At 34.4% G+C, this 18,640-nt stretch carries 19 protein-coding genes; 6 read left to right on the top strand and 13 right to left on the bottom strand.

Annotation, left to right across the window (positions count from 1 at the left end; genetic code table 11):
• Positions 1-74 precede the first annotated feature (74 nt).
• The 6 genes from dapF (at position 75) to LNP19_RS00070 (ending at position 5,773) form a co-directional block, all read left to right on the top strand.
• On the top strand, positions 75-857 hold the full coding sequence (gene dapF, locus LNP19_RS00095; RefSeq protein WP_230062792.1) for a diaminopimelate epimerase: 783 nt from the start codon (positions 75-77) through the stop codon (positions 855-857).
• Positions 858-877: 20 nt separating this feature from the next.
• Entirely contained in the window at positions 878-1,411 is a 534-nt protein-coding gene (locus tag LNP19_RS00090; protein WP_230062791.1) for a GNAT family N-acetyltransferase, read from the top strand.
• Between the two features lie 10 nt (positions 1,412-1,421).
• Positions 1,422-2,462, top strand: coding sequence for an endolytic transglycosylase MltG (gene mltG, locus LNP19_RS00085; protein ID WP_230062790.1), 1,041 nt, complete (start codon positions 1,422-1,424; stop codon positions 2,460-2,462).
• A gap of 89 nt (positions 2,463-2,551) precedes the next feature.
• The gene (locus tag LNP19_RS00080; protein WP_230062789.1) at positions 2,552-3,385 is read left to right on the top strand and encodes a DUF2279 domain-containing protein; all 834 of its coding nucleotides are present in this window, start codon (positions 2,552-2,554) and stop codon (positions 3,383-3,385) included.
• 739 nt (positions 3,386-4,124) lie between these two features.
• Positions 4,125-5,033 carry a DUF2279 domain-containing protein gene (locus LNP19_RS00075; protein ID WP_230062788.1) on the top strand — a complete coding sequence of 303 codons (909 nt, stop codon included), beginning with the start codon at positions 4,125-4,127 and terminating at the stop codon, positions 5,031-5,033.
• A 98-nt stretch (positions 5,034-5,131) separates the two neighbouring features.
• A complete protein-coding gene (locus LNP19_RS00070; RefSeq protein WP_230064249.1) occupies positions 5,132-5,773 on the top strand; it encodes a peptidoglycan-binding protein LysM in 642 nt (213 codons plus the stop codon).
• A 69-nt stretch (positions 5,774-5,842) separates the two neighbouring features.
• Here LNP19_RS00070 and LNP19_RS00065 read toward each other — a convergent pair whose 3' ends face one another.
• The 13 genes from LNP19_RS00065 to dnaA form a co-directional block, all read right to left on the bottom strand.
• The gene (locus LNP19_RS00065; protein WP_230062787.1) at positions 5,843-6,379 is read right to left on the bottom strand and encodes a hypothetical protein; all 537 of its coding nucleotides are present in this window, start codon (positions 6,377-6,379) and stop codon (positions 5,843-5,845) included.
• Positions 6,380-6,516: 137 nt separating this feature from the next.
• Positions 6,517-7,047, bottom strand: coding sequence for a hypothetical protein (locus LNP19_RS00060; protein ID WP_230062786.1), 531 nt, complete (start codon positions 7,045-7,047; stop codon positions 6,517-6,519).
• A gap of 293 nt (positions 7,048-7,340) precedes the next feature.
• A complete protein-coding gene (locus LNP19_RS00055; RefSeq protein WP_230062785.1) occupies positions 7,341-7,877 on the bottom strand; it encodes a hypothetical protein in 537 nt (178 codons plus the stop codon).
• Between the two features lie 356 nt (positions 7,878-8,233).
• Positions 8,234-10,366 (bottom strand): methylmalonyl-CoA mutase, encoded by a 2,133-nt coding sequence (scpA, locus tag LNP19_RS00050; RefSeq protein ID WP_230062784.1) that lies wholly within the window; start codon positions 10,364-10,366, stop codon positions 8,234-8,236.
• A 50-nt stretch (positions 10,367-10,416) separates the two neighbouring features.
• The gene (locus LNP19_RS00045; protein WP_230062783.1) at positions 10,417-11,781 is read right to left on the bottom strand and encodes a methylmalonyl-CoA mutase subunit beta; all 1,365 of its coding nucleotides are present in this window, start codon (positions 11,779-11,781) and stop codon (positions 10,417-10,419) included.
• A 29-nt stretch (positions 11,782-11,810) separates the two neighbouring features.
• The gene (locus tag LNP19_RS00040; RefSeq protein WP_230062782.1) at positions 11,811-12,134 is read right to left on the bottom strand and encodes an FtsB family cell division protein; all 324 of its coding nucleotides are present in this window, start codon (positions 12,132-12,134) and stop codon (positions 11,811-11,813) included.
• 105 nt (positions 12,135-12,239) lie between these two features.
• Positions 12,240-12,848 (bottom strand): uridine kinase, encoded by a 609-nt coding sequence (gene udk / locus LNP19_RS00035; RefSeq protein WP_230062781.1) that lies wholly within the window; start codon positions 12,846-12,848, stop codon positions 12,240-12,242.
• Positions 12,849-13,028: 180 nt separating this feature from the next.
• Entirely contained in the window at positions 13,029-13,910 is an 882-nt protein-coding gene (locus LNP19_RS00030; RefSeq protein ID WP_230062780.1) for an SDR family oxidoreductase, read from the bottom strand.
• 79 nt (positions 13,911-13,989) lie between these two features.
• Positions 13,990-15,117, bottom strand: coding sequence for a methionine aminotransferase (locus LNP19_RS00025; protein WP_230062779.1), 1,128 nt, complete (start codon positions 15,115-15,117; stop codon positions 13,990-13,992).
• Positions 15,118-15,233: 116 nt separating this feature from the next.
• On the bottom strand, positions 15,234-15,725 hold the full coding sequence (locus LNP19_RS00020) for a YybH family protein (RefSeq protein WP_230062778.1): 492 nt from the start codon (positions 15,723-15,725) through the stop codon (positions 15,234-15,236).
• A 193-nt stretch (positions 15,726-15,918) separates the two neighbouring features.
• Positions 15,919-16,641 carry an SAM-dependent methyltransferase gene (locus tag LNP19_RS00015; RefSeq protein WP_230062777.1) on the bottom strand — a complete coding sequence of 241 codons (723 nt, stop codon included), beginning with the start codon at positions 16,639-16,641 and terminating at the stop codon, positions 15,919-15,921.
• Between the two features lie 96 nt (positions 16,642-16,737).
• The gene (locus tag LNP19_RS00010; protein WP_230062776.1) at positions 16,738-17,205 is read right to left on the bottom strand and encodes a low molecular weight protein-tyrosine-phosphatase; all 468 of its coding nucleotides are present in this window, start codon (positions 17,203-17,205) and stop codon (positions 16,738-16,740) included.
• A gap of 7 nt (positions 17,206-17,212) precedes the next feature.
• The gene (gene dnaA / locus LNP19_RS00005; RefSeq protein ID WP_072939759.1) at positions 17,213-18,640 is read right to left on the bottom strand and encodes a chromosomal replication initiator protein DnaA; all 1,428 of its coding nucleotides are present in this window, start codon (positions 18,638-18,640) and stop codon (positions 17,213-17,215) included.

Genomic DNA, 18,640 nt, shown 5'->3' with positions numbered 1-18,640 from the left:
CAGTTTAACGCTCTTTAACAATGATTAACATTTCGTTAATAGTTCGTACTTTTGTGAAACACAATCTAAAGATAATGCAAATAGAATTTTTTAAATACCAAGGAACCGGAAATGATTTTGTGATGATTGATAATCGTTCCAATACTTTTCCAAAAGAAGATATAAAACAGATTGCCCATTTGTGCGACAGGCGTTTCGGGATTGGCGCGGACGGACTTATTTTATTAGAAAATGACCCGAAAGTTGATTTCAAAATGGTGTATTACAATTCCGATGGGAATCAAAGTACGATGTGCGGCAACGGAGGAAGATGTTTAGTGGCTTTCGCCAAAAAACTCGATGTAATTGATAATAAGGCTGTGTTTAATGCTGTTGATGGGTTGCATCATGCCTCTGTGAGTGAAGACGGAATCGTCTCGCTGCAAATGATTGATGTCGCTGATATCAAAAAGGCGTCGGATTATACTTTTTTAAACACGGGTTCTCCTCATCATGTACAATTGGTTGACGATTTGGAACATTATAATGTAAAAGAAAAAGGCTCCGAAATTCGTTATGGCAAATTATATGGAAAAGAAGGGAGCAATATCAATTTCGTTAAAAAAATTGACGAAAACACTTTCTCGCTCCGTACTTATGAAAGGGGAGTTGAAGATGAAACATTGGCTTGCGGGACGGGCGCAACAGCAGTTGCTATTGCCATGAATGCAACTGGAGCAACCCAGGCTACTTCGATTGATTTGAATGTGGAAGGAGGGAAGCTAATCGTTTCTTTTGATAAAAAGGACAATCAGTTTACCAATGTTTATCTAAAAGGCCCTGCCGAATTTGTTTTTAAAGGAACCATTTCGATTTAATTAAACCTACTCAAAACGCTATGATTACCTTAAAAGGAGACAATATCTACATCCGAGCATTAGAACCCAATGATTTGGAGTTTATTTATGCCATAGAAAACGATCAGAGCATTTGGGAAGTGAGTAATACCCATACGCCATATAGTCGATTTTTAGTAAGACAATATTTAGAAAATGCACATCAGGATATTTATGAAGCTAAGCAATTGCGATTGGCCATTTGTCAAGATCAAGATTTTCCTGCTATAGGATTGATTGATTTGTTTGATTTTGATCCAAAGAACAATAGAGCGGGTATAGGAATAGTGATACAGGGTAATGAAAACAGGAATCAGAATATTGGTTCGGAAGCAGTGGAATTATTGATTCAGTATGCTTTTAGGAACCTTAATTTACACCAGCTGTATGCAAATATAGGTGTCGAAAATGTAGCAAGTAAGGCTCTTTTTACTAAATTTGGCTTTCAATGTATTGGCATAAAAAAAGATTGGAATCTTATCAATGGCAATTATGTGGATGAAGCCGTTTTTCAATTAATTAATCAACAACTTTAAATTTTAAATTTTGAACTTTAAAAAAATTATTTCAATAGTATCAATTGTTTTAGTCACCGGATTAATCGTTTACGGATTTATTTTAGTCAAACAAATTTTTTCGGCTAACACTAAATTTGTTGAAAATGAAGTTTATGTTTATGTGCCAACGGATGCCAATTATGAAGCTGTTAAAAAAATAGTTTCGCCTTATGTCGAAAATATAGATCGGTTTGAAATGGTGGCAAATAAAATGAGTTATCCTGAAAATGTGAAATCTGGACGTTTTTTATTCACAAAAGGAATGAACAGTTATGCATTAGTGAGAGCCATGAGGTCTAATATTCCTGTAAAATTAGCCTTCAATAATCAAGAACGTTTAGAGAATTTTGCTGGTCGCGTTGGTTCGCAAATCGAAGCAGATAGTTTGTCATTACTTACTTCTTTCAAGGATTCTATTTTTCTGAAAGAAAATGGTTTTAATGAAGAAAACGTTTTGGCCATGTTTATTCCTAATACTTATGAAATTTACTGGAACACATCAGCAGTGAAATTTCGTGATAAAATGATCAAGGAATACCGTAATTTCTGGAATTCTGAACGTGTTGCTAAAGCAAAAGTACAAGGACTAACTCCCATTGAAGCCACGATATTAGCCTCAATTGTTCATAAAGAATCGGTTAAAAAAGACGAAAGACCGAGAATTGCGGGAGTTTATCTGAATCGATTGAGATTGGGTATGCCACTACAGGCAGATCCTACGGTGATCTATGCCATTAAAAAAAGAGACAATGATTTTGATCAAGTTATTAAAAGAGTTTTTTATAATGACTTAACAATGGTTTCACCATATAATACTTATGTAAATACAGGACTTCCTCCTGGACCTATTGCTATGCCAGACATAACAGCATTAGAAGCAGTTTTGGCTCCAGAAAAGAATGATTTTATTTATTTCTGTGCTAGTGTAGAACGTTTTGGGTACCATGAATTTGCTGCTACTTTGAAAGAGCACAATGTAAATGCTAAAAAATATTCGGATTGGATCAACAGTCAAGGTGTAAAAAGATAGTTTTAAAGAGTAAAAAAAGGAAACTTTTTTTACTCTTTTTAGTATTAGGAAATTATAGTGCTTTTGCCCAAAATAAAATTGAAGGTTTTTTGAAACCAGCAGATAGCCTGAATGTCAAAAGGGAAAATACACTTATTATAACCGAAACTGCTTTGGCTTCGGTTGCTTTAATTGGTTTAAACCAATTATGGTATGCAGATTACCCAAAATCCAAATTTCATTTCAAAAATGATAATGTTGAGTGGTTGCAAATGGATAAAGCGGGGCATTTCTATTCGTCCTATCAATTAGGGAGATTGGGTGCTGAAATGATGCAATGGAGCGGTGCGACCCAAAAAAAGCAGTTGCTTTATGGAGCAGGCATGGGATTTGCTTTTTTGACAGCTGTTGAAGTTTTGGATGGTTTTTCATCTGAGTGGGGGGCTTCGGCCGGTGATATAGTTGCAAATGCATCAGGAACAGCTTTGTATGTTTCACAAGAACTAATCTGGAATGAACAACGCATGGTACCTAAATTTTCATTCCATACTACCCATTATGCCAAATATAGGCCTACTGTTTTAGGAAGCTCTCTAGCCGAACAGTTATTGAAAGATTACAATGGACAAACGTATTGGCTTTCGATAAACTTACATTCTTTTTATAAAAAATCTAAAATACCCAAATGGCTCAATCTGGCGATAGGATATGGCGCCGAAGGGATGATTAGCGGCAATGCCGCAAATGAAGATTTGTTTTCGGCTCCCAAAACGGAAAGTTTTAGACAGCTGTATTTGAGTTTTGATGTAGACTTGACTAAGATAGAAACTCAATCTCATTTTTTAAAAACAGTGTTCACAGTGTTTAATACTTTAAAAATTCCTGCTCCAGCAATTGAATTTCAGCAGTTTAACCGAATTAAAGCTCATTTTATCTATTATTAGAACCTAAATATTGATAAGTCTTTTTTTTGTTTTAAATTTAGTATCAAGATTTTATAAAAAAGCTTTTTTTATTGATCAGATCTAATTTAAAAGTTGATTTCTTACAAGATTTTCAACAATAAAAGGGTTTAAGTTAAATTAATGATAATTCTAGAAAACATTAATGATACTTTAGCATTGACATTAAACACCTGAGGAAAATTTTGTTCAGGATTTACTTAGAGATTGTATTAAAAATGAAATCGCCAGATTTTTATGTTTGATATAATTTTTCATATACTTGCGATATTTTAGGCTTTTGTAAGTTAAAAACAGAATTACTTTCTAAATTTAGATTTCAGTTTAAGAGAGTTTATATTAATTGTATACCATAGTTGATCCTTTAGCGAATTTGTCAATTATAGTTGATACGATTCTTAAATAATTTTTCTTTTTTGACTTTAGAGGAATTGTTTTATGTTTAAAATCAAGCTAAGACTATTGCTTACTTGACTTTTCCAATTTTATATTTACCATTATCGTCTCGATTTGATAAAAAAGATTCTAAGATTAGGTCTTTCATATCAAAACGAGGTAGAGTATTCTTTTTCCTAATTCAATAGAGTTTATTGATATTCTACTGATGTATCACTATACTTTGTAAGGTATAGATTTCTTTTTCCATGGAAATAAAGTGTTTTTAGACTTAATTTTCCATGTTCATAGGGTTTTGAGAGGTGTTTAATCTCAATAATAGCATATGAAAAAAATTACTAAAACATTGTGGTTATTACTTTTTGCCATTTTATGTTTTAATATTACTTGGGGTCAGTCAGGAATTAATAATTTTTTAAAACCATCAGACTCACTTAATGTTGCCCGACGTAATGCAGTTATTATTACAGAAAGTATTCTTTTTATTGGAGGAGTAATTCAAATAAGTAAACCTTTTGATGGAGATCATTTGAATACTAAGTTTCATTTAGCTAATGATAAAGGGGTTTCTTTAGGGATGGATAAGGCGGCTCACATTTTTGTTTCCTATCATATTGGAAGCTTGGGAGCAAATACATTACAATGGAGTGGTGTGAGCAAAAAAAATCAGCTGATTTATGGTGCAGGAATAGGGTTTGCATTTTTAACAACCGTAGAAATTTTAGCTGGATTTTCTTATGATAATGGAACTTCTTATGGAGATATAATTGCTAATGGTGCAGGAACATCATTATTTGTCTCTCAAGAGTTGTTATGGAAAGAACAACGGATAATTCCCAAATTTTCGTTTGAAACAACCGATTTTTTTTCTCTATCACCAGGGCAAATGAAATCAAGGGTCACAAGTGAATTTGACGAGCAAACTTTTTGGATGTCAATAAATTTATACTCCTTTTTTAAAAGTTCCAGAATTCCTAAGTGGTTAAATTTAGCTGTAGGTTATGGTAGCGAAGGGGTGGATTCAAAATACAAAATTTTGGACAAAAAAAATGAACAACCAGCGGGATCATACCGCCAGATTTATTTGAGTTTTGACGTTGATTTAACTAAAATTGAGACAAAATCCCATTTTTTAAAATCCGTTTTTTATTGTTTTAACACCCTGAAAATTCCAGCACCAACGTTAGAATACTCACGTAGAGAGGGGGTTAAGGGACATGTTTTGCATTTTTAGAAAACTTTAATAACTTGATTGTCAATATTATGGAAAATAGTGGTATATTTGCACGCAGAAATTTTGAAACGGGACAGCGTTTTGAAGAAAAACAATTTATGATAAAGAAGTGGTATTTTTATACAAGTTTAACTATTATTATAGCTTTTTTAAGCTCCGGTTTTAAACCCCTTAGAATAGATACTAACGAATGGTTTCTAATAAAAAACACAGATGGAATTCGATACTTATTTCCATCACTTGAAGAAGACGACTACACAAATTTGAACATCCCTTTCACCGGAAATTTATTTATTGGTTTCAAAGAAGCAATAGCTTTCAAAGAATCTGAAGGTAAATACAAAAAAATTAATTCACTTGGTTATATGGGGAAGTACCAGTTTGGTAAAGAAACCCTGAAATCTGTTGGGATACATGATTCTACTTTATTCTTGAGAAGCCCTAAAATGCAAGAAAGAGCTTTTGTGGCGCTTTTGTCAAAAAATAAAGCTCTTCTACAAGATGTTATTGATAAATATGATGGGAAAGTAGTAAACGGAATCCTGGTTACTGAGTCTGGAATTTTGGCTGCAGCCCATCTTGGAGGTGCTGGTTCCGTAAAAAGATACTTTAAAAATAACGGAAAGAAATATATTAGAGACGCTTATGGAACTTCGATAAGAAGTTATATGAAAGCATTTGGAGGATATGATACTTCATTAATTGTGGCTAATGTTAATGCAATTGCGAGTCTAAATTAATTAAATAACGGTAAACTAAAAAAGCATTCAGAATCTCTGGATGCCTTTTTTTATCAGTGATTAATAGCTTTATTTTGCTTTTAGAATTTCACCATTAGGACGAACGGTTAATTTCATGGTTTCTTTTCCTTTTTTTATTTTTAGATTGTATTGTTTTTTATTAATATCTCCCTCTTCTTGGGTGTATAAAAATTTATCATTTACAATGGACCAATCTGGATAATTTCTATAAACAGCATATATAACTTCGTTGGGTAGTCTTATATTTTTATATTGTTCCACTACGCGAGTTAACTTTCCATTTTTATCATAGGTTGCAGCCAAAGACCCTTTTTTGGATTCCATTACCACTAGATAGGATTCATTGCCTTCATAATCTTTACCAATGTCATAGGCTATAAATTTTTCTTCCATCTTTCTTACGTCCATATCAGGATTTTTGTCAGGAAGATATACTGAAAAATCAGAACCTACTCTTTTAATTACCACAGCGGGTAATTCTTCAATTTTCATTTTCCCTTGTTGAGGGTCTTTTTTTGGTTTGTCTTGTGAATAGGACACAACACTTAAACTTATTAAAAGAAAAGTAAGAATAATTGATTTCATAATATTTGATTTTAAATTAGCACTCAATCACATTTCATTTTTTTGAATTCTATAAAACGCTATTGTATTAATGTTTAAAAAGTGATATTAATAAAAAAGACTGCCCATATTTTTGGACAGTCTTAGATAATTTATAGTTATTTTTCTTCTACTATTTCGCCGTTAGGATGAACGACTAATTTTCGGGTTTGATTGTCTTTTTTTATTTTAAGATTATATTGTTTTTTTACAATATCTCCCTCTTTTTGTGAATATAAATACTTGTCATTTATGATTTCCCATCCAGGAAAATTTTTATAAACAGAATAAATAACTTCTGAAGGGAGTTTTACGCCCTTATAATTCTCGACAACATGAATTAGTTTTCCTTTTTCATTATAAGTGGCAGATAAGGTGCCTCCTTTTATTTCCATGTATACTAAATAGGTGTCATAGCCTTCATAGTCCTTGCCTAGGTTGTAGGCAATGAAACTGTCTTCTAATTTTCTAACTTTCTGATCTGCGTTTCTGTCTGGTAAATAAACAGAGAAATCTTCTCCAGCACTTTTGATGACTACTGCCGGTAAGTTTTCAATGCCAACAATTGCATTATCATTCTTTTTTTTATCTTGAGAATAAGATATATTCACCAGTCCTATAACTAACAGAGCAATTAAATACGTTTTCATAATAGTTGATTTTAATTGTTTGAATGTTTACTATAAAATAGAACATAAGGCTTGCTATTTACTTCCCCTTCTGTTGTTGTTCATTCTAAGGTAAATGTTTAAAAAAATGTCAATTTTGGGGCTGTCTCGTAATGTTTTTTTTCATAATAAAGGTAATTAAATTATAAGTGGTTGATAGTTAATGTTTTATGTATGTTTTGTTAATTATAGCAAATTTCATTTAATAATTATAGTATAAAAAAAGCTGTTCATTTTTATGAACAGCCTCAAGTTGATTTTAAGTATTTTATAAATTACATTCCAGATATTATCTCCCCATTTGGACGAACTATTAATTTCTTGGTATCGTTCCCTTTTTTTATTTTTAGATTGTATTGTTTTTTTAGAATATCTCCTTTCTCCTGAGAGTATAAATATTTGTCATTAATAATTTCCCATCCAGGAAAGTTTTTATATACGGAGTAAATTACCTTAGCAGGAAGCTTTACATTGACATAATTTTCTACCACACGAATTAATTTTCCTTTTTCGTCATAGGTGGCGGTTAATGTTCCTCCTTTTATTTCCATATAAACTAAATAAGTTTCATAGCCTTCTAAGTTTTTTCCTAGATCGTAGGCTATAAAACGATCTTGAAGTTTCCGGACTTTTGGATCAGAATTGCGGTCAGTTATATACACAGAAAAATCATCTCCAACACTTTTAATTACCACTGCGGGTAAATTTTCAATAGAGATGTTACCATCAGATGGCTCTAAATCTGTTTTATTCTGGGAGTAGGATAAATTTGTTAATCCTAAAAATAAAAAAACAATAATGTACGCTTTCATAATAGTTGATTTTAATTATTTCTATTCTGCTCCAGAATAATTTTTAAGGCTTATAGTTACTTCCCCTTTTATGATGCAAATTAATTCTAAAGCTTTGTTTTTTTAAATAACAATGTTTTTTTGAAAAAAATATTTATGAAATCGTGGCTTTTGATAAAGGTATTGTTTTTATATATAACTGATTATCATTGTGTTGTGTAAAATTTGTTAATTTGTATTGATTTAGCGTATAGTTTTTTAAGAAGAATTTTAACTTGTACTTGTTTCTTTGCGAATTGATTATTAGATGGAGTAAAAATAAAAAAACACCAACTTTGTTGGTGTTTTTTGAATCTTTTGAATCGTCTAATTGTAGCTTAGTCTCCAATTAAAATTTGCAATATTTGTATAGCGGCTTCACTAATTTTTGTACCTGGGCCAAAAACTGCTAACGCTCCAGCATCAAATAGGTATTGATAATCTTGGGCAGGAATAACGCCTCCCACAACTACCATAATATCTTCACGACCGTATTTTTTTAATTCCTGAATCACCTGAGGAACCAAGGTTTTATGTCCCGCAGCGAGAGAGGAAACTCCAAGGATGTGAACGTCATTTTCCACGGCTTGTTTAGCGGCTTCGGCAGGAGTTTGAAAAAGGGGACCAATGTCCACGTCAAAACCTACATCGGCATAACCTGTGGCCACTACTTTGGCACCACGATCATGACCGTCTTGTCCCATTTTGGCAATCATAATTCTAGGGCGACGGCCTTCTTGTTTGGCAAAGGTATCGGCTAGTTGTTTGGCTTTCTCGAAGCTTTTGTCGTCTTTAATTTCTTTACTATACACGCCGCTAAAGGATTTAATTTGTGCTTTGTATCTTCCAAAAACTGTTTCTAAGGCATCGCTGATTTCTCCCAAAGTAGTTCGGTTTCTGGCAGCGTCTACGGCAAACTCCAATAAATTTCCTTCTCCGGTTTGGGCACAAAGGATTAATTTTTTTAGTGATTCCTGTACTTTTTCATTATCTCTGCTCGCCTTGATACGATCGAGTTGTTCCAACTGTTGTTTGCGCACCATTTGGTTATCAACATCTAAAATGTGCAAAGGATCTTCTTTTTCCAGTCGGTATTTGTTGACACCTACAATAATATCTTGTCCGCTATCAATACGGGCTTGCTTTCTGGCTGCGGCTTCTTCGATTCTAAGTTTTGGTATCCCAGCTTCGATGGCTTTGGTCATACCGCCTAGTTCTTCTACTTCTTCAATCAGCTTCCAGGCATTTTCGGCAATTTCATGGGTTAGGCTTTCTACATAATAGCTTCCGCCCCAGGGGTCCACCGTTTTTGTAATTTTAGTTTCTTCCTGTAAAAAGATTTGGGTATTTCGGGCAATTCTTGCAGAGAAATCCGTCGGCAAGGCAATGGCTTCATCAAGAGCGTTTGTGTGCAAAGACTGTGTTCCGCCAAAAGCCGCCGCCGCCGCTTCAATACAGGTACGAGCGACATTATTAAACGGATCTTGTTCTGTTAGACTCCAGCCGCTAGTTTGGCAATGGGTTCTTAATGCTAAGGATTTATCGTCTTTTGGATTGAACTGCTTTACCAATTTGGCCCAAATCATTCTTCCGGCACGCATTTTGGCAATTTCCATAAAATGGTTCATGCCTATAGCCCAAAAAAAGGACAGGCGAGGAGCAAAGTCATCTATTTTCATTCCCGTGGCCAATCCCGTTCTAATGTATTCCAATCCATCTGCAAGGGTATAGGCTAATTCGATATCAGCTGTCGCTCCCGCCTCCTGCATGTGATAGCCGGAAATGGATATCGAATTGAATTTGGGCATTTTTTTGCTCGTAAATTCAAATATATCGGCAATGATTTTCATCGATGGAGTTGGCGGATAAATATAGGTGTTGCGCACCATAAATTCCTTGAGGATATCGTTTTGTATGGTTCCGGAAAGTTGTTCTGGTTTTACACCCTGCTCTTCGGCAGCCACAATATAGAAAGCCATAATAGGTAAAACGGCACCATTCATGGTCATTGAAACTGACATTTCGTCCAATGGAATTTGGTCAAACAATACTTTCATGTCTTCGACCGAGTCAATGGCAACACCTGCTTTTCCTACATCGCCCACTACACGTTCATGATCAGAATCATAGCCGCGGTGGGTGGGTAAATCAAAAGCGATGGATAATCCTTTTTGGCCTGCCGCCAAATTTCTTCTGTAAAAAGCGTTGCTTTCTTCTGCGGTAGAAAATCCGGCATATTGGCGAATCGTCCAAGGTCGGCGGACATACATTGTTGCGTAAGGGCCGCGTAAATTTGGCGCAAAGCCAGCTCCAAAGTCCAGATGATTGAGATTCTCAATATCTTTTTCGGAATAAGTGGACTCGAGTTCAATACCTTCAGCCGTTAAAAATCCTTCGGTCAAAGGAGCTTGATCTGAGGTTTTCGACTTTTGGTTGTCTAATTGAATATGTTTGAGGTCATTTCTGATCATTTTTGACACTAATTTAAGCGGTTTAATTATCTGATTGTAATGATTTGAAATTATTCTAAATCCAGACGTTCTTGTTCTTTTTTCTCCGCCAATCGTTTTTCAATTATCGGATTAATCAATGTTTTTCGGGGTTTGATTTTTACAAAAGGAAAGAGTTCCAGATTGTGTTTCATTCTGTCGTCTTTGTTGGGGTATTTATTGGTTCCCAATAGCACTTCTTTCCCGGAATCAAAAAGTTCCTGCTCTTTATCAGCGTTTTCTTGGATTTTTCTTTTAATAATTCCTTCGTTCAATTGTTTCAAAAATCCACCGCTTGCTTCAATATCTTTGAATAAGGCCAATGCTTTTTCGGCTAATTGTTTGGTCAATGTTTCAATATAATAACTTCCGTCTGCGGGATTGTTTACTTTGTCAAAATAACTTTCGTTTTTAAGTACCAATAATTGATTTCTGGCTATTCGATCTCCAAATTCATTGTCTTTATGGTACAAAGAATCATAAGGTAAATTGACAACTGCATCTGCTCCGCCTAATATTGCCGACATGCACTCGGTAGTGGTACGGAGCATATTTACATTGTAATCGTATAATGTTTTGTTGCGTTTGCTTGGAGAAACTAAAAGATGACAATCTAGATTGTGGTTGTATTCTTTGGCAATTAAATTGAATAATAATCGGAACGCGCGCAGTTTTGCAATTTCAAAAAAATAATTTGTCCCTACTGCAATTTCAAAAACAATTGGCTGGTTGATAATTGGAATTCTGTTAAAATATTCATTGACATGCGCCATGCTATAGGCTATTTGTTGCACCATGTTTGCGCCGGCATTTTGATACAAACTAGAATCAACACTAATAATCGAGCTGTTAGGAATCGCGGTACAAAGTGTGTTTAGTGAATCGAAATTGTTTTTTTCGCTTGTAACAAACCAGTTGCCTTCGCGGGCCAATTGCCCAATGGGATCTATATTGTAGAATATTTTTATTTCCTTTTGCCTTGCAATAGCGTCAATTTTTTGAACGAAATCGATTGAGAAAAAGTTGAAATTGAAGTAAACAGGTACCGTTTTTAAAGGAAGTTTTTCAAGAAGTGCTGCGATGTCTATGTTTTCGTCCTCAATAGTAAAACGAAGACTTTCGGCACCTCTATTTAGAGTGTCCAAAGCTCTTTCTACTGATTTATCAATATCAAAAACAAAAATATTTTGGCAAATTTTAAAGTCTGTGGCTTTTGTGGCAACCGGAATCGATTTTGTAAATTCGTCTTTATGATAAAAAGGTTTAACCTTAATGTCCTCTGGAGAATTCCAGATTAAGGTTTCATTATAATCCGCACCTTTGAGCTCAAACTGGATTTTTTGTTTCCATTGTTTGGAAGAAACGGGATCGAAATCTTCGAATAAATTACTGTTCATTTTGATTCTGATTTTAATAATTCCAGATTTTATTTTTTTACGATGCTGTCACCTTCAAATTCTATGATGTAAATGTCTTCACTGTCTTTTTTCATATAGTACTTTTCGCGGGCATATTTCTCTATTTGTTCCGGATTTTTGAGCTGTTTAATTTGCTCTTCGTCCTTCTTTATTTCTTGTTGATAATATTCTTTATTGTCTTCAAGTTCATTTATTTGATTATCTAAAATACGATGGTCAAAATAGGAATAGTTATCCAAAAAAAGCATCCAAGTCGTAAAAAACAGTAAAACCCATATGTATTTATTACTCATGAATTTAAACCAAGGTTTGTCTTTGTAAGGATTTTTCATAAATTTTGTTTTTTTGCCCCAGATATTCCAGCAATCAGTTCTAGTGAATAAAGAAGAAATTGGGGAAGTCTCCTAAATATTGGAATTTTATAAAATTACAATAAATTATAGAATTTTTTGATTTATTACCGCACGAACAATATCGATTGCAACGGTATTGTATTTATCATTCGGGATGATGATGTCGGCAAATGCTTTTGTAGGCTCTATAAATTGCTCATGCATTGGTTTCAATGTGGTTTGATAACGGTTTAAAACCTCTTCCATATCACGACCGCGTTCAGCAATGTCCCGTTTCAAACGGCGAATTAATCTTTCGTCAGAATCTGCATGCACGTAGACTTTGATGTCAAAAAGCTCTCTCAGTTCAGCATTAGCCAAAATCAAAATACCTTCAACAATCATCACTTTTCTAGGGTGCGTAAAAATAGTGTCATCTGTTCTATTGTGAGTCACAAAAGAATAAACGGGTTGGTTTATGTTTCTTTCGGCCTTTAATTCCTTCAAATGTTCGACTAACAACTCGAAATCAATCGCGCGCGGATGATCAAAATTGATTAGGGCTCTTTCGTCAAATGATAGGCCGTGGTTTTCTTTATAGTAGGAATCTTGTGAAATAATACCAACTTCCGCTTCCGGTAATTCATTCATAATCTGATGAACTACGGTTGTTTTTCCGCTTCCCGTTCCGCCTGCAATCCCTATGATGAGCATATACTATTGTGTTATAATTGTTAGGGCAAAAATAGGAATTTAATTGGGAGTGAATTTTGTTTTCTGTAAAATATTTGACTTAATTATCAGCCCAAGAAAGCTGCTCATCTAGTCTTATGATACAAAAAAGAGGAAGTCCTTTTCAGGCTCCCTCTTTTAAAAAAAGAATTCAGATCTTAATTATTTATTCTTTTTCGCTTTTATCATCATTTCCAGTTGATCCCAAAGTTCTTCTGGAATGGCTTCCAATAAATTGAATTGTCCTGCACCTTTGAGCCATTCACCACCATCAATAACCACCACTTCACCATTTACATAAGCAGAAAAATCAGATACCAAATAAGCCGCTAAATTAGCTAATTCCTGATGATCTCCCACACGCTTTAATGGTACTTTTTTGGACATATCAAATTTCTCGGCCAAATCTCCCGGCAATAATCTGTCCCAAGCACCTTTGGTAGGAAATGGCCCTGGGGCAATGGCATTAGTACGGATGCCGTATTTTGCCCATTCTACGGCAAGACTTCGGGTCATGGCAAGAACTCCGGCTTTGGCAGTGGCGCTTGGCACAACATAAGCGGATCCAGTCCAAGCATAAGTAGTTACAATATTCAAAACTGTGGCCGAGGTTTGTTTGGTGTCAATCCAATGTTTTCCAAAGGCCAATGTACAGTTTTTGGATCCTTTAAGGACAATATCAATTACGGTATCGAAGGCATTGGCTGATAGTCTTTCGGTTGGTGAAATGAAATTTCCAGCGGCATTGTTCAATAAAACATCTACTTTTCCAAAGGTTTTCAGTACTGCTTGCAGCATGTTTTCTACTTCTTCATAATGACGAACATCGCATTGAAGCGGTAAACAACTGCCTCCAGTTTCGGCTTCTAATTCTGTTGCCGTATTTTTTAATTTTTCTAAATCTCGTGATGTAATGGCGACTTTGGCACCTAATTCTAAGAAGTATTTGGTCATTGCTTTTCCTAAGCCGCTTCCGCCTCCAGTAACCACAATTACTTTTCCTTTTAGGGCGTCATCGCGTAGCATTTTATCGGTATAACTCATAGTATATTATTTTTTTGGATTGTAAATATAACGAAATTAAATAATATGCACGCATAATAAAAAAGCGAAAACAGCTTTGTTAAATGGCGCATAATTTTTTTGCGGCTTGCTCCAATGTTTCATCGTCTTTAGCAAAGCAAAAACGAATTAAATGCAAATCTTTTCCATCAGCATAAAAAGTAGAAATTGGTATGGCGGCAACTCCATGTTCTATAATCAGCCTTTTGCAAAAATCCACATCATTTTCATTTGAAATGGCTGCGTAAGAAGCTACTTGAAAATAGGTTCCTTCGGAAGGCATCAATTCAAATCGGCTTGTTCGGAGTAATTTTCTAAAATAATCTCGTTTTTCCTGGTAAAAACTTCCAATTTCTTCAACAGAAACAAAGTCTAAATAATTACTAATTGCCACTTGAGAAATACTATTGACGCTAAAAACTAAAAATTGGTGTACTTTTTTGATTTCTTTCATCAAATGTTCAGGAGCTACCAGATAGCCCACTTTCCAGCCTGTAACGTGAAATGTTTTTCCGAAAGAGGAAACCATTACACAACGATTTAAAAGTTGCGAGCGAGTATGAGCCGAAATGTGTTTTTTCTCAAAAGTGATGTATTCGTAGACTTCATCCGAAAGTACAATGATTTCAGGATGTTTTTGAAGCAATTTTTCTAAAGCTTCGAAATCCGATTCGGACAAAATTTTCCCTGTTGGATTATGCGGATTATTGATGATAATCATTTTGGTTTTTGGCGAACAGGCTTTTTCAATCTTCTCCCAATTTGGGGTATAATCATCATTTAAAGCTACACGTACGGGAATCGCATTACTTAATAAAATGGGGGCTTCATAGCAATCATAACTGGGATCTAGAATAATTACTTCGTCATTCATTTGTACCAATGCTTGAATGCTGGCAAAAATTCCTTCTGTAGCACCTGCAGTGACCAATATTTCACTTTCTGGTTGAATAATTCTTGCATAGGATTTTTCGACAAGAGCAGCTATTCTGGACAATAAAGGCGTGTAACCAGACATTGGCAGATATTGATGCACGTTTTCTTTGGCTAGTTTGGCGACAATATCCGTTAAGCGTTCGTCTACCGGGAAATTTGGGAATCCTTGCGAAAGATTTATCGCACTGTATTCAGCCGCCATTTTAGACATTAGCGTAAAAATACTCGTACCAATATTGGGAAGTTTTGACATACTTTTTTTTAATTGATCTAAAAGTAAGTAAAAGCTTCGGTTTGATAAAATCTTTATATAAGGATTTATAAAAAACTGAAGCGTTTCATTTCAGCGCTTCAGTCTTTGTTTTTGATTTATTTAGCCGGTTTAGGCATATCAGAATTGGCCATATCTCTAATGCAAACGTATTTGCCGTCTTTTTTCTCAAAGAGACTGATGAAATTTCCGCTCATCATTTTTGTGTTAGTTGAATCCATAACTTGGTATCCGCCAATTTCCACGACTTGATTTCCGTCATTTGAGACATGGACTTCATTAGTTTTAAAGGCTATTTTTGCTCCTTTAGGAAAATTCTTTAATTCTTCTTTTATGGATTCATGAATGGCTTTTTTGCCCATCAGAGGCATTTTTTCATTAGAATAACTGATTGCATCTTCTGAATAATACATGATTCCATCAGCATTTTTTTCATTAAAAGCTTTGGCAAAGCCATCTTCGAGTGCTTGAATTTCAGTTTTTACTCCTTCTAGGTCAACAGCGACCATAGGAGTCTCTTTCTTTTGGCAGGCAATCATCAAAGTGATAATCATTAGGACTAATCCTCCTTTAAAAATCTTGTTTCTCATAATTATATTTGGTTTTAAATTTAATTAGGAATAATTTTTTGGAGATTAAGGGAGAATAAATTTAAGCATAATGTATTGGTAATCAGTTGTTTTTTTATTGTTTTTTAAATTGAACAAAAAAAATCCAGAGAATTACTCTTGTTAAAGTGTAATCTTCCGGATAGAATAAAAGCTAATTGTAAAATTTTAAAGTTTACATTTTATGAATAATAAAAATAGTAGGACGTTTGTGTAAATCGATAGTCTCTTTTTTCCAAGCTGCAATTTTCTTGGTTTTAATATATTCTGTTGGTAATGTAATATCAGTAGCAATGCACAAATGCGTTTCCGGATGTAAAGTCTGTAGTAAATCTTCCAGTAATTTATTGTTTCGATATGGAGTTTCGATAAATATTTGGGATTGATTTTTTTCGAAAGATATTCTTTCTAAGCTTTTGAAACTGGCTTTTTTTTCGTCTTTTTCAATGGGTAAATAACCATGAAAAGTAAAACTCTGTCCGTTCATTCCAGAAGCCATCATTGCCAGTAGGATAGAAGAAGGACCAACTAATGGAACAACCTGAATGCCTTTTTCATGGGCTAGCTTTACGATTACTGCCCCAGGATCAGCGACACCTGGACAGCCTGCTTCGCTCATTAGTCCCATGTTTTTACCTTCCAGTAAGGGTTTGATAAAGTCAAGATGTTCTTTAACTTCAGTACGTTTATTTAAGGTGAAAAGGATTAATTCAGATTGTTTTTTTTCGGGACTAACTTCTTTGATGGATTTACGTGCCGTTTTGTCGTTTTCGACAATATAATGATCAATGAAATCAATGGTTCTTTTTACTGTTTGTGGTAAAACATCCATTGGGTCACAATCGCCCATAGTAGTGGGGATTAAATAGAGTTTTCCTAGAAGAGTGTTTGGTTTCATTGGGATGTATTTTGTTCTAATTATAAGATGTAAAGGCTGATGAGATGAAAGCTGAATACGATTGATTTAAAATTCAGTATTTATGGGAAATAAGAATTATTGATGTTTTGTGATTAATTTTTCGGCTATAATATCACAAACCTCGTCCAGCATTTTGTAAACAATTTCAAATCCATTTGGTAATCCAAAATAAGGATCAGGAATATCTACATTTTCATCAGGGAATAATTCATTCAGAATCATCTTTACCTTAGATTTTTGTTCAGGAGTTTCTGATAATTCAATTACATTGTCGTAATTGGATTGATCCATAACATAGATGTAATCGTAGATTTCAAAATCTGATTTTTGAAAATGTTTTCCTTTTTGATTGGAAATATCAATGTTGTATTTTTTTGCTGTAGCAATAGAACGCGTGTCAGGTGGCTGGTTTATGTGCCAGGAACCTGTTCCGGCTGAGTCTACTCTGAATTTGTCTTTTGGAAGTTTTGAGGCTAATATACCTTCGGCCAAAGGCGATCGGCAGATGTTTCCCAAACAAACCATTAGAATTTTTACAGACATGATGCTCTTATAGCGTTAATTTTTTATGGATATCTTCAACGAATTTTTTAAATTGCTTGTCGGTAGCCACTAAGTTGTCAACAGTTTTACAGGCGTGCAAAACCGTAGCATGGTCCCGATCTCCAATTTGTGAACCAATATTGGCCAAAGAAGCTTTTGTAAACTTTTTAGCAAAAAACATCGCCAGTTGTCTTGCCTGTACTACATGTCTTTTTCTGGTTTTTGATTGAAGGGTTTCTATATCTAATTGGAAATAATCCGAAACGATTTTTTGAATGTAATCGATAGAGATTTCTCTTTTGACATTTTTAACAAACTTTTCAACCACACTTTTTGCCAGCTCAATGGTTACTTCTTTTTTATTGAAAGAAGATTGGGCAATTAGCGAAATAATAGCACCTTCTAGCTCACGAACATTTGATTTAATGTTTCGGGCCACATATTCTATGATTTCTTCTGGAATTTCTACACCATCACGATAGAGGATGTTTTTCAGGATTGAAATCCTGGTTTCATAATCCGGTTGATGCAATTCAGCAGATAATCCCCATTTGAAACGAGACAATAAGCGTTGCTCGATATCTTGCATATCAACAGGTGCCTTGTCAGAAGTCAAGATAACCTGTTTTCCGTTTTGATGTAAATAGTTGAAAATATGGAAAAATACATCCTGTGTTCCAGACTTTCCGGAAAGGAATTGCACATCATCAATGATTAAAACATCGATTAATTGGTAGAAATGAATGAAATCATTTCGGTTGTTTTTCTTTACCGAATCAATATATTGTTGGGTGAAAATTTCAGCTGAAATGTATAAAACTGTTTTTTCAGGATATTTGTCTTTTATTTCGACACCTATAGCGTGTGCTAAGTGTGTTTTACCCAAACCTACACCTCCAAAAATCAATAAAGGGTTGAATGATGTTCCTCCCGGTTTATTGGCTACAGCCATACCAGCTGAACGCGCTAAACGGTTAGAATCTCCTTCAAGGAAATTGTCAAAACTATAGTTGGCATTTAATTGTGATTCAATTTTTAAATTCCTGATTCCTGGAATTACAAAAGGATTCTTTAATTCTGGATCTAGATTTTTAAAAGGTGCATCAACATTTTGGGGTTTCATTGGAGCCCTGTTGGCACTTGGCAATTGTTCCGTAAAAGGTTGTTTGTTGCCATAAGTGTTTTCCATTTTGATTTTATAAAGTAACTTCGCATTTTTGCCAAGCTCTTTAGTAAGTGCCACTTTTAATAATTTTACATAGTGTTCTTCTAGCCATTCGTAGAAAAATTTACTAGGAACTTGAATGTACAAAGCGTTATCGGTAAGTTCAACTGATTTGATTGGTTCAAACCAAGTTTTGTAAGCTTGATCTTGAATGTTGTCCTTTATAAAAGACAGACAGTTTTCCCATACTGATTGAGCAGTTTTGTTCAT

The organism is Flavobacterium acetivorans (assembly GCF_020911885.1).
Taxonomy (GTDB): Bacteria; Bacteroidota; Bacteroidia; order Flavobacteriales; family Flavobacteriaceae; genus Flavobacterium; species Flavobacterium acetivorans.
This window is presented reverse-complemented; position numbering and strand designations above follow the sequence as displayed.